Genomic DNA, 12062 nt, shown 5'->3' on the forward strand with positions numbered 1-12062 from the left:
TGAGCCGTGATGGGTTCGAACCATCGACCTACTGATTAAAAGTCAGTTGCTCTACCAACTGAGCTAACGGCCCACTAGGCGGTGCTTCTAGAAAGAGTGGGGCGGGCGGTCAACCCCGAAAATGGGTTTAATCGTGCCTGATACTGGATTCCTTTCAAGAGCAGGCGTATATGCGGCGCATGGATGGGCGCGAAACACATATTCCCTTCATGAAAATGCATGGGCTGGGCAATGATTTTGTCATCATCGACTCGCGTGGGCGGGGCGCAATGATGACGGCCGAGCTGGCGCGCGCCATGGGCAACCGGCATCGCGGTGTGGGCTATGACCAGCTCGCCGAGATCACCGATGCGCCGGGCGCGGACCTGCATCTGACCTTCTGGAACAGTGACGGCTCCCAGGCCGGCGCCTGCGGCAACGCGACCCGCTGTGTGGCGCGGCATGTGATGGATGCCACCGGCAAGGCGCAGCTGCATATCACCACGGCGCGCGGCGATCTTTATGCTGTTGAGGCCGGCGGCGGGCAAACATCTGTCAACATGGGCCAGCCAATGACCGCCTGGCAGGAGATTCCGCTGGCGCATGAGGCCGACACGCTTGCGCTGCCCATTGAGGGCGCGCCTGTGGCCACCAGCATGGGCAACCCGCATTGCAGCTTTTTTGTGCCCGATGCCGAGGCGGTTGATCTGGCGCGCTTTGGCGCGGCGCATGAGCATCACCCGCTCTTTCCCGAGCGCACCAATGTGCAGGTGGCGAGTGTGATTGCAGAGAATCACCTCCGGATGCGGGTCTGGGAGCGCGGCGTGGGCATCACAGAGGCCTCCGGCTCGTCCTCCTGCGCGGTGGCCGTGGCGGCGCACAGGCGCGGGCTGACGGGGCGCAAGGTGCAGATTGATCTGGACGGTGGCAGCCTGATGATTGACTGGCGCGATGATGGCGTCTGGATGACAGGCGAGAGCGCGCATGTGTTTGACGGGCAGTGGCGGCTATGAGCGCGCCCAAATTCACGACACTGGGCTGCCGCCTCAACGCCTATGAGAGCGAGGCCATGCGCGCGCTGGCCGCCGAGGCGGGCTTAAGCAATGTACAGGTGATCAACACCTGCGCTGTCACGGCAGAGGCGGTGCGCAAGGCCAAGAAAGAAATCCGCAAGCTGGCCCGCGAAAACCCTGATGCGCCCATCATCGTGACAGGCTGCGCCGCACAGACCGAGCCAGAGACTTTTGCGGCGATGGCGGAGGTGACCCGTGTTGTCGGCAACCACGAGAAGATGCAGCCCGAAACATGGCAAAGCCTTGCGCCTGACCTGATTGGCGAAACCGAGAAGGTCATCGTCAACGACATCATGTCAGTGACCGAGACAGCGGGCCATATGATCGACGGCTTTGGCACACGCAGCCGCGCCTATGTGCAGGTGCAAAACGGCTGTGACCATCGCTGCACCTTCTGCATCATCCCCTATGGGCGCGGCAACTCGCGCTCCGTGCCTGCGGGTGTGGTTGTGGAGCAGATCAAGCGGCTGGTGGGGCGCGGCTTTAACGAGGTTGTGCTCACGGGTGTTGATCTGACAAGCTGGGGCGCAGACCTGCCCGCAAGCCCGCGCTTTGGTGACTTGGTGATGCGCATCCTGAAGCTCGTGCCCGATTTGCCGCGCCTTCGGATCAGTTCGATTGATAGCATCGAAGCCGATGACAACCTCATGCAAGCCATCGCCACCGAGCCGCGCCTGATGCCGCATCTGCACCTGAGTTTGCAGCATGGCGATGATCTCATTTTGAAGCGCATGAAGCGGCGGCACCTGCGCGATGATGCAATCCGCTTTACCGAAGAAGCGCTGAAGCTGCGCCCGGAGATGACTTTCGGGGCTGACATCATTGCAGGCTTCCCCACCGAGACAGAGGCGCATTTTGCCAATTCGCTCAAGCTGGTGGATGACTGCAAGCTGACATGGCTGCATGTTTTCCCCTACTCCGCCCGCGAGGGCACGCCTGCCGCGCGAATGCCTGCGGTGCATGGCGCGGCCATCAAGCAACGTGCGGCGCAGCTCAGGGAAGCGGGCGCGCGCCGTGTGGCCGCGCACCTTGCCGCCCAGCAGGGCAAGCGGCACTCTGTTTTGATGGAAAACGCCCATATGGGCCGCACCGAGCAGTTCACGGAAGTCTGCTTTGCGGCGGCGCAGCCGGAAGGCAGTATCGTGGCGGCAGAGATCACCGGACAGGACGGCGCACAGCTCACTGCCGTGGCGCACGCCTAGCCCTTGGCCCCCTGCCCGCGTGCATAGATGTCTTCGTAGCGGATGATATCATCCTCGCCGAGATAGGAGCCTGTCTGCACCTCGATCAGCACCATGGGAACCTTGCCGGGGTTCTCCATGCGGTGCTTTGCACCAAGGGGGATGTAAACACTCTCGTTTTCGGCGACGAGCTTCACGGTATCATCGACGGTAACCTTGGCAGTGCCGTGCACGACGATCCAGTGCTCAGAGCGGTGGTGATGGCTTTGCAGGCTCAGGGCCGCGCCCGGCTTGACCACGATACGCTTCACCTGAAAGCGCTCGGCCAGAGCGAGCGTTTCAAAGCTGCCCCATGGCCTGTGGTCACGCGCGAAGTCTTCGGCCTGCTTGGCCCCTTTGGCCTTGAGCGCACAAACAGCCAGTTTGACATCTTGTGCGCGGCGGCTGTCGGCCACAAGAACGGCGTCTTCCATGGCGATCACCGTGAGATCCTTCAGGCCGATGGCGACAAGCTCCTGCCCCTCACTTTCGGCGCGCAGCAGGGTGTTTTCACAGTCAATCGCCGTGACAGCGCCCAAACTGGCAACGCCTTGGGCGTCCTTGTCCATCTGCTCGCGCACGGCCGACCAGCTCCCCAGATCGGACCAGCCCGCCGCAAAGGGGACAACCGAGAGAGTGCTGCTTTTTTCCATCACGGCGACGTCGATGGAGACGTTTTCAGCCCCGGCCCATGGCCCCGGCGCGAGGCGCAGGAAGCCAAGGTCTGGCTCGGCGGCATCAAGTGCGGCCTGCACAGGCGCGATCAGGGCGGGTGCATGAGCTTCAAAAGCGGCGATCATATCGCGCGCCGCAAAGAGGAATATCCCCGCGTTCCAGAGATAATTGCCCGCAGCAAGCATCTCTTCTGCGCGCGCGGCACAGGGCTTTTCGACAAAGCGGGTCAACGGCACGGGCGATAGGCCCGAGGGCGCAGCGGCCAACTCCAGATAGCCATAGCCTGTTTGCGGGCTGTCCGGCGTGATCCCGAAGGTGACCATGCGCCCCGCAGCAACCTCGCCCAGACCCGCCAAAACAGCGGCGCGAAAGGCTTCTGCATCGGGAATGACGTGATCTGACGGGGCAACAAGCAGCACGGCGTTCTCGTCTTTCTGCACGGCCAGAAGGGCGGCAGCCAGAACAGCGGGCGCGGTGTTGCGGCCCTCGGGCTCGATCACCACTGCGCCGGGGTCAATGCCTACGCTCAGAAGCTGTTCTGTCACGACAAAGCGAAAATCTGCCCCCGTCAGCACCATGGGTGGCGCGTAGCTTGCCCCCGAAAGCCGCTGGGCCACGGCCTGAAAGAGGGTTTCCTGCCCCAGAAGCCTGGTGAATTGCTTGGGATAGCTCTTGCGCGACAGCGGCCAGAGCCGCGTGCCCGAACCGCCGGCAAGTATGACAGGGGTGATCTGGGTCATGGCTTTCTTCAACTCCGTTCACTCGTCTGGACCGTTACCGCCAAAACAGGGCGGCCTTGTGGCAAAGTGGAGGTTATTCTCCGCGCTGACAACGCCAGTCTTTTGCGCTCAGAGCGGCGGCATCACAAAGGCAGGCAGGGTGCCAGCCTTCAGAAAGCTCTCGGCTGTGTCCAAGGCTTCGCGAATGGTCACATCCATATCGAGGTAACGGTAGGTCCCGAGCCGCCCCACAAAGGTCACATCCGATTGGCTTTCGGCGCGGGCAACATATTTCTGGAGGAGCTCTTTTTCCTTCACCTGCCGGATCGGATAATAGGGGATGTCCTCGGGGCCGCAGCTGCGCGAAAACTCGCGGTAGCAGACCGAGCCTTCGTGGTTCTCCCAAGGGCTGAAATGCTTGTGCTCGGTGATGCGCGTGTAAGGCACGCTCTCCTCGCCATAGTTCATCACCGCGCAGCCCTGATAATCGCCTTCATAGGTGAAGCGCTCAAAATCAAGCGTGCGGTAGCCCAGCGGGCCCAGCTCGTAACCGAAGTAACCGTCGACCGGGCCGGAATAAAAGACATGGTCATAGCCCGCACCATCGCCGCGCGCGAAAGGTGTGTTGAGCTCTAAGGTGATGGCCGGATGATCGAGGATTTGCTCCACCATATGGGTATAGCCCTCTTCGGGCATACCCTGGAACCTGTGGAAAAAATAATTGTCGTCATAGTTAAAGCGCACCGGCAGGCGCTTGAGGATGGAGGCGGGCAGCTCTGAGGGATGTAGTCCCCATTGCTTCAGCGTGTAGCCTTTGAAAAAAGCTTCATAAAGGTCGGGGCCAACAAAGCGCAGCGCCTGCTCCTCGAATGTCTGCGGATCAATGATGCGGGTGTCGGCCTGCGCCTCGATAAAGGCGCGCGCCTCGTCGGGCCTCAGCGTCTTGCCATAGAACTGGTTGATCGTATGCAAATTGATCGGGAGGGAGAACACCTGCCCACCGGCGGTGGTTTTCACACGGTTCTTGTAGGGCAGAAAGCGCGCAAAGCGGTTGACGTAATCCCAGACCTCTTCATCATCGGTGTGAAAAATATGCGGCCCGTAAACATGCACCATGACACCTGTGTCGGCGTCGCGCGCGGTGTGGCAGTTGCCGGCAACATGGTCGCGGCTGTCAACAATGGTCACATCGTGGCCTGCCTCGGCCAGCCTGCGCCCGATAACAGCGCCCGAAAGACCCGCACCAACCAGAAGTATCTTCACCGCGCGCACCCCGTTATTCTAGCGTTTTCCAAGATAGCTTCCTTCGGAGAGTTTCAACATCATTGGCCCGATCACCTCCTGCAGAAAAGCGGCGCTGTTTTCGGGCAGCTCAAGGCGCGAAACGGGTGTGTCCTGTGCGGGCATCGCGCTTTGAAAAAGCTGCTCTGTGCCAAACCACTCTCGCGCTAGCGATGCATTGCCGTCCGCGAACCGTTCAAGCAGCGCCGCGCGCTGGCTGGCACTGAGCAAAACGGCTGCGCGCGCTTCTTCCCGGCTCAGGCGTGCAAAAACATCTGCGAGAAGACTCCGCTTGTCGCAAGACAATTTCTCGCTCTGAAGCTGCACCAATAGCGCAGCCATAGGCGCAGAAAGGCGCGTGTTGAGAGTTGGCGCAGCTTCTACACAAAGCGTGTCTGGCAAGCCCATCAGCTCACAATAGGCGGCCACGGGCCCGCGCGGCAGCCTGTCATACACAACTAGGCGCAGCGCTGACGCGCCCAGCGCTTGCACAAGCGCGCCAACATCGCGCGCATGATTCAGCCAGGGCAGAATGCGTTCGGGCTCTTGCAAGATCTCCTCAAGCGGCGGGCAAGCCGCAGCACCGCTCAGCAGCCAGCTTTCCAGCGCATCATCCTGACGGCGCAGGGCGCGGATCACTGTCAGGGGAAGCTCCTCGGCCAACGCCTTGAGGTATCCTGCCGCTTCCACAACAGGCACGCCCGGCGCGAGCAAAACCACATGCTGCGCCTCTCCCGCGCCAGCCTTTATGGCCTCTGCAAGCTGCTTTGCAGGGGTGCCTTCGGCAAAAGCTCCGGCCACATCAATCTCTGGCAAATAGACAACGCCCTGTTGGGCAAGTGTGGCTTTCTGTGCGGTTAAGAAGCGGCCGAGAGAGCGGCTGGCCACACGCAAGGGCCCGGTATGCAGAGTGACTTTGGAAATCATGCCGTCTTTCACAATCGTTAAACATGGGTGGTATGCCAGCTTTCGGCAGCCTTCGCAAACCCCTCTGGCCGTCCGTGGTGCTGGGCCGGCCCCTAGCCCATACGCAGATCGGCCTCAGAGAGCTTTTGTAAAAAGCGGCGCGCGCGCGGATCGTTCAGCCCCGCATCTGCACTGGCGCGCAAGCCGGGCAGCGCCCGCACCGCCGCCTCTTGCGCAGAGAGATCCGCAGCCGCCCCCATCTGCGCCAGCGAGGGGAAAAACGGCAGCCTGCCGCTTGTCTGGCTGAGCCAATGGTGGGTGTCTTCAAAGCTGCGCAGCAGTGCGGATCGGGCCTGAGCGCCCAGCATGTCCACGTCTTGGTTCGCGGGCAGCTCCTGTGTCTGGGCCCACCGGCCCAGAAAGCCGCGCAACGCAGTTGCACTGGGCAGCGGCAGCTGGGCAAGCGCGAGGCGGGCAATCTCAAAGACAGCGTTGGGCAAACTCGGGTTGGACCGCTCGCTCAACCCCGCCAGCCCGTCTTGCTCAAGCCCCGCCAGGGCACAAAACCGGGCCACTGTGCCGCCCGTGGCTTTCACCTCGTCGTAGGGCACCATGACAAAATCTGCCTCTGGAAAGGCCTTGCGCCAAGGCTCCAAAGCCGGACGATACTCCAGATGAACCGTCCCCAAGTAGGGTGCGATACCGGTTTTCCAAAGCGGTTCAAAGGGCGCCCCAAAACGCAGTTTCTGGGTTTGCCAAGCGGCAAGCGCCTCATCAGGCCGACGCACGATAGCCAAAATCGTGACCGCTTCTGTGCCAAAGGTCTCGGCGAAAATACTGGGCACCTCAGGCACCATCAAAGACGCGCGCGCCAGGTCTTCCGAGCAAAAAACAACCGTTTCAGCGGCCATTTGCTCCGCCATATCCCGGGCCAGAAAAAGCGCGTGCGCACTGGAAAAGGCCGGCAAATGCCCGGTCGGAAAATCAAAGCTCTTGAGGCGCTCACTGATCATTCTGTAGGCGAGGGCATTGTGGCCCATGTATTCATTGAGCCGCATCGCGCGTTTTTGGCCAGCAGGCAAAAGCTCGGCCACAAAACGGCTGATCGCTTGCGGTGTCACGGGTGGGAAAAGCAGCCCTCTTTGTGCCAACACAACCTGATTGGCCAACAAAAAGCGCTGCAAACTTGTCGAGCCGGTCTTGTGCAATCCGAGGCAGTAGATCTTTCTCATCTTGGCTCTCGCCCTGCTTGCGGCACGCCCATCTGCCAGCTCAGTCCTTGGACAGCATGAGCTTGACCCGCCGCATCGGCGCGGTAACGCGCCACGATGTGCTTTCATACAGGCCGGCAATAATGCCCTGCGCCTCCGAAAGCTCGCCTTTGAGCGCCTCTAGCTGCTGGCGCAGGACTTGCGTTTCGGCTTTTGACTTTGCCAGAGCCTCCTTGCCACCGGCGGCCTCCTCCAGCATCCGAGTGAGCGCGGAAGTTTCTTCAAAGCGGGTGCGGGTCTCGGCTTCGAGGGCCAGCTCGGCCTTGAGAGATGCGGCCTTGGCTTGCATCAAGGCCTCCTCGGTTTCGCTTGCGGTTTGGGCCGTTGCTTGCAGCGCCTCTGTCCGGGCGTGCAGCGCGGCCTGCTGCGCGTCTGCGGCTTCCAGCTTCTGTGTCAGCGTCGAGGTTTCCTCAAAACGGATGCGCTGTTCTGTTTCAAGCTGCTGCTCTATGGCCGTGCGCTCTGCCTGTGCCGCCTCAAGCTGCTGTTCTACTGCCGCACGCTCCGCCTGTGCCGCCTCAAGCTGCTGCTCTGCTGCCGCACGCTCCGCCTCTGCCGCCTCAAGCTGCTGTTCTACTGCCGCGCGCTCTGCTTGCGCCGCCGTCAGGTCAGCCGTGAGCGCTTTTGTGGCGGCTTCGGCCTCGCTGCGCAGGCTGGCCATGGCTGTCTCAGCGGCCTCGCAGTTTTGCGTCAGCTCAGCGATGGCTTTCTGCTGCTCAGCTCTCAGGTCAAGCTGCTGCTTTTCCCATTCGGCGCGCTGCGCTTGCTCGCTGGCTTTGAGCTCCTCAAGCTTGGTTTGATACTCAAACGCCTCACTTTGCGACACCGCCGCTTTGCGGCTGCGGTCCTCATAGGCTTGTTGAAGGGTCTCAATTTCAGCCTCGATCTCGGCTATTTTGGCCTCCGCCGCCTTCAGCGCCGCCCGGCCCTTGCTGAGCTGTGGCTTCAGGGCCGCGTTGCCGGCAACCGCCTCAAGGCCTTCGCCCAGACGACGGAAAAACAGATCGACTTCGCCCGGCACATCGCCGTTGGGGCAGGCTTTGAGCAATGCCTCAAGCCGCGGCGGATGGGAATCCCCTAGCGGGACAACAGCCAAACCGGCCCCGGCACGAAACTCAAGGCGCGTGCGCCCCTTCAAAAACGCATCTAGGCGCGACAAGCTTGACGGCTGCTCGGCCAGTGTCTCGGTGCCATGCACGAGCAACACCCCCTCGGGTTTGAGGCGGCCAAGCCACTCTTCATAAGAGGGCTGCTCAGCGCCCTGAAGCTCACAGAGATCAATAAGCAAGATATCAAGGCTGCGCTCGCGCAGGCTCTTGAGCATCGCATAAGAATCACTGGCGTGGGTAAGCACCGACACATCCCTGTAAAACTGCTCGCTGTGCGCACTGAGCGCTTTGGGCGCCAGGGGCTTGCCACCTGCTGCCGAGTCGGTTCCCCATACCCCCATGCCTTGGCAGCGTCCGATGATGTTTTGTTTGTCCAGACCCTGACAAAAAGCAAAATGCGCCACGCCGCTGCCCAGACCGCAGGTGGCAATTTGGCGGGGGTGCAAAGCCCCGACGATCCAAAACAGGAAGGGCACATGCAGCATCAGCGGCGTATCACTCAGAAAACGTGGATGCCAAAAAAGCGTTTCGACTGTTGCCGGTGCAAAAAAATCATCCGCCCGCTTTGGCAAATTCTTCTCTGATTGCGTGAGACTCATGGCATACCCCTGTTACTCATACTCGCCTTGCCTCGGCCTTGTGGCCACAGCAAACCCTAACTTGGCCCAAAGGCCCACCTGAGCTGTTTTCTAACGAAGCTCTTACAAGAAAGCCAGTTAGCGATTTCCTAAGACATGAACATGCCCCTCACCCGCAGGGGCGCAAAATTGACAAGTGCGGGCGGCCATGAAAAGAAACACCAAAGGCGTGGCCCGCTGCGCCCTGTTTATGATTGTTTTTTTATGAGTGTCCAAATGCAGCATCCCACCCTTGAGTCCACCCGCGTTGCCATTATCGGCCTTGGTTATGTCGGCCTGCCGCTCGCTGTTGCGCTTGGAAAGCGCTACCCCACCTTGGGCTTTGATCTCAATGAAGCGCGCGTCGCCCAGCTCAAGGCCGGCAAGGACACAACCGGCGAGGTTGACCAAGAGGCGCTCACATCGGCGCCCTTGCTGAGCTATTCCTGCGATGAGGCCGCGCTCAAAGAGTGCAATGTCTACATCGTGGCGGTGCCAACACCGATTGATTCTTCGCGCCGGCCCAACCTCGCCCCGCTCGTCTCCGCCTCGCAAATGATCGGCCGTGCCATCAGCCCAGGGGATGTGGTGATCTATGAATCCACGGTCTACCCCGGGGCAACAGAGGAAGATTGCCTGCCCGTTGTTGAAGCGGTGTCGGGGCTGACGTTCAACACCGATTTTTATGCCGGTTACAGCCCGGAGCGGATCAATCCCGGCGACAAGACAAGGCCTTTGACGAAGATACTGAAAGTCACCTCAGGCTCCACCCCTGAGGTGGCCGACTATGTCGATGCGCTCTACGACAGTGTCATCGAAGCTGGCACCTTCAAGGCCTCCTCCATCCGCGTCGCCGAAGCTGCCAAGGTGATTGAAAACACCCAGAGAGATGTGAACATCGCCCTTATCAACGAACTTTCGATCATTTTCTCGCATCTGGGCATCGACACCAACGAGGTGATCAACGCCGCAGCCACCAAATGGAATTTCATTCGCCTCCAGCCCGGCCTTGTCGGCGGCCATTGCATCGGAGTTGATCCTTATTACCTGCTGCACAAGGCCTCCTCCAAAGGCTATATCCCCGATATCATCCGCACCGCGCGCCAGATCAACGATGGTATGGCCCGCAACGCGGCCTCGCGGCTCGTCAAGGCGATGATTGACAACGACCTGCACATCAAGGGCGCAAAGATCCTCGTCGCCGGATTCACTTTCAAGGAAAACTGCCCGGATATTCGCAACACCAAGGTCATTGACTTGATCGAAGAGCTGCAAAGCTACGGCATGGAGGTGCAGACGTTTGACACATGGGCAGACCCGGCCGAGGTTGCTGCGGAATATGGCGTGCAAATCAGCACGAGCCTGCCTGCTGCCGAGAAGCGTTTTGATGCGGTGATCGTCACCGTGGCCCATGACGATGTGGTGTCGCAAGGGGCAGCGGCCCTGCGGACCCAGCTCAAGGACGGCGGCCTTATCTTTGACCTGAAGGCTGTCTTCCCCGCCCATGAGACAGATCTCAGGCTGTGACCCTTGCGCGCTGCGGGAGCTGACAAAAAAGAACTTTTGCTGGCGTCGGGCCTGTTTGATGGCGCATGGTATCTAGCCCGGTATTCTGATGTGGCCGCCTGCGGGCTTGATGCCGCCGAGCATTACCTGCGCTACGGATATCGCTTGGGGCGTGACCCGGGGCCAATGTTTTCCAACAGCTTTCACAGCCTGGCCTTCGCTGACGCGGTTCAGGGGGGCGAGCCGGTTACGGCCCTGGCGCAAAGCGGGCCCATGCCGCCTCCGGATCACAGCAAGGTCCTTATGGCCGCGCATCTTTGTGCCCGCCTGTCAGGAGATGAAAGCGCCCTCAAGCTGGCACAACGCCACCTCGCGCCAAACCACCACCACTGCCTTGAGATCCTGCGCGCCAATGCTGCGCTCAATGCGGGCAACATCTCTGGCTGGCAACACGGGGTAAACCGCTATCTCGCCCATTTCAACGCAGCTGCGCTTGCGCTGCACCCCAGCGGCACAACGCTGTTTGACAGGCTGAAAACCGCGACCCCGCCACCACCTGTGCGCGACGGGCCACTTGTGTCGGTGCTGATGCCGGTTTTCAACGCCGGCCGTCATGTTGAGAAAGCCGTCCGTTCCATCTTGGAGCAGAGCTGGCGCAATCTCGAATTGATCATCATTGACGATTGCAGCACCGATTCCACAGCCGAGACCCTCGCTGGCCTCGCCCGGGAAGACCCCCGCATCACCTTGCAGCGCAATGCCTGCAACGTTGGGCCCTATGTGTCCAAGAATATCGCCTCCAACATTGCGCGCGGGCGTTGGATCACCGGGCAGGACGCGGATGACTGGGCCCATCCCGGGCGGATCGCCGATCACATGGCCGCTGCCTGCCCCTCCGGAACACCCCGCCACGCCGCGAGCCTTACCCTGATGGTGCGGATGCTGGCCTCTGGCCGGTTTGACAGCTTTGACCAGGTCAGTGATTTCTCCCCGGACGGGCTGACCCGCATTTCGTCCATCTCGACCCTGTTTGAAGCCGATCTGCTGCGCAACAAGCTTGGCTATTGGGACAGCGTGCGCGTGGGCGCTGACAGCGAAATGATCGGGCGCGCCAAACGGCTTCTGGGCAACGGGTTTGCCACGTTTGACCAGATTGGGATGATCTGCCTCTCCTCGCCGAACAGCCTGACACAACACCCCGAACTTGGCGTGCGCAGCGCCGATGGCACGCTCTCCAAGGCGCGTCTGGGCTATATCGCGCTCTGGGAAGCGGTGCACAGCAACCTGCCCCCCGAAGCGCTCTACCTGCCCTTTCCGCAAACCAAACGCCGCTACGACAGCCGCCACGCCCCCGCTGTCCCGGCGCATGACATCCAAACCACCCTGGCCAAGGCCCCACCCGCTCGGGAATTCGGGCTTTAACTTCCACCGCAAATTCCCTATCAAAGAGGTGTAACGCGCGCGGACAATCGGTTTGTAACGGTGACTGGGTTTTGTAATGAGTGATCTGAAGAAGATCCGCGAAAGCGGACATTTTGACGCCGACTGGTATCTCAAAACCTACCCCGACGTCGCCGCCCTGGGCATGGACCCTGCGGAACATTATCTAAAGTATGGGAAGCTGTTGGGTGTCTGACGTCAGCGCCTATGGGTCCAAATAGGGCTATTTGCTAAGAGAGTGTTCTTGGCACATCGTAACCACTGAG

The 12062-nt window shown here is 60.7% G+C and carries 10 protein-coding genes and 1 tRNA gene; 5 read left to right on the top strand and 6 right to left on the bottom strand.

Going from position 1 to position 12062, the window contains the following annotated elements; all coding sequences use genetic code 11:
* Positions 1–73 (bottom strand) — tRNA-Lys (locus tag Q0478_RS00005).
* Positions 74–170: 97 nt separating this feature from the next.
* On the opposite strand from Q0478_RS00005, the gene dapF reads away from it, so the two are divergent.
* On the top strand, positions 171–992 hold the full coding sequence (dapF, locus tag Q0478_RS00010) for a diaminopimelate epimerase (protein WP_298674660.1): 822 nt from the start codon (positions 171–173) through the stop codon (positions 990–992).
* Positions 989–2254, top strand: a complete 1266-nt coding sequence (gene mtaB, locus Q0478_RS00015; RefSeq protein ID WP_298674662.1) for a tRNA (N(6)-L-threonylcarbamoyladenosine(37)-C(2))-methylthiotransferase MtaB — start codon at positions 989–991, stop codon at positions 2252–2254. Before dapF ends, mtaB begins: the two co-directional genes overlap by 4 nt.
* Here the strand turns inward: mtaB and Q0478_RS00020 are convergent.
* The 5 genes from Q0478_RS00020 to Q0478_RS00040 all read right to left on the bottom strand — a co-directional run bounded on the left by Q0478_RS00020 (position 2251) and on the right by Q0478_RS00040 (position 8832).
* A complete protein-coding gene (locus Q0478_RS00020) occupies positions 2251–3687 on the bottom strand; it encodes a mannose-1-phosphate guanylyltransferase/mannose-6-phosphate isomerase (RefSeq protein WP_298674665.1) in 1437 nt (478 codons plus the stop codon). The genes mtaB and Q0478_RS00020 overlap by 4 nt on opposite strands.
* A gap of 108 nt (positions 3688–3795) precedes the next feature.
* Entirely contained in the window at positions 3796–4929 is a 1134-nt protein-coding gene (gene glf / locus Q0478_RS00025; RefSeq protein ID WP_298674669.1) for a UDP-galactopyranose mutase, read from the bottom strand.
* An 18-nt stretch (positions 4930–4947) separates the two neighbouring features.
* On the bottom strand, positions 4948–5874 hold the full coding sequence (locus Q0478_RS00030; protein WP_298674671.1) for a hypothetical protein: 927 nt from the start codon (positions 5872–5874) through the stop codon (positions 4948–4950).
* A 92-nt stretch (positions 5875–5966) separates the two neighbouring features.
* Positions 5967–7085, bottom strand: a complete 1119-nt coding sequence (locus Q0478_RS00035) for a hypothetical protein (RefSeq protein WP_298674674.1) — start codon at positions 7083–7085, stop codon at positions 5967–5969.
* A 40-nt stretch (positions 7086–7125) separates the two neighbouring features.
* The gene (locus tag Q0478_RS00040) at positions 7126–8832 is read right to left on the bottom strand and encodes a class I SAM-dependent methyltransferase (RefSeq protein WP_298674677.1); all 1707 of its coding nucleotides are present in this window, start codon (positions 8830–8832) and stop codon (positions 7126–7128) included.
* Positions 8833–9087: 255 nt separating this feature from the next.
* Here Q0478_RS00040 and Q0478_RS00045 point away from each other — a divergent pair, with 255 nt between their 5' ends.
* The 3 genes from Q0478_RS00045 (at position 9088) to Q0478_RS00055 (ending at position 11992) form a co-directional block, all read left to right on the top strand.
* Positions 9088–10377, top strand: a complete 1290-nt coding sequence (locus Q0478_RS00045; RefSeq protein WP_298674679.1) for a nucleotide sugar dehydrogenase — start codon at positions 9088–9090, stop codon at positions 10375–10377.
* Positions 10378–10380: 3 nt separating this feature from the next.
* The gene (locus Q0478_RS00050) at positions 10381–11778 is read left to right on the top strand and encodes a glycosyltransferase family 2 protein (protein WP_298674682.1); all 1398 of its coding nucleotides are present in this window, start codon (positions 10381–10383) and stop codon (positions 11776–11778) included.
* Between the two features lie 76 nt (positions 11779–11854).
* Positions 11855–11992 carry a hypothetical protein gene (locus tag Q0478_RS00055; protein WP_298674685.1) on the top strand — a complete coding sequence of 46 codons (138 nt, stop codon included), beginning with the start codon at positions 11855–11857 and terminating at the stop codon, positions 11990–11992.
* The last annotated feature ends 70 nt before the right edge of the window (positions 11993–12062 follow it).

This window comes from uncultured Lentibacter sp. (assembly GCF_937123735.1).
GTDB lineage: Bacteria > Pseudomonadota > Alphaproteobacteria > Rhodobacterales > Rhodobacteraceae > Lentibacter.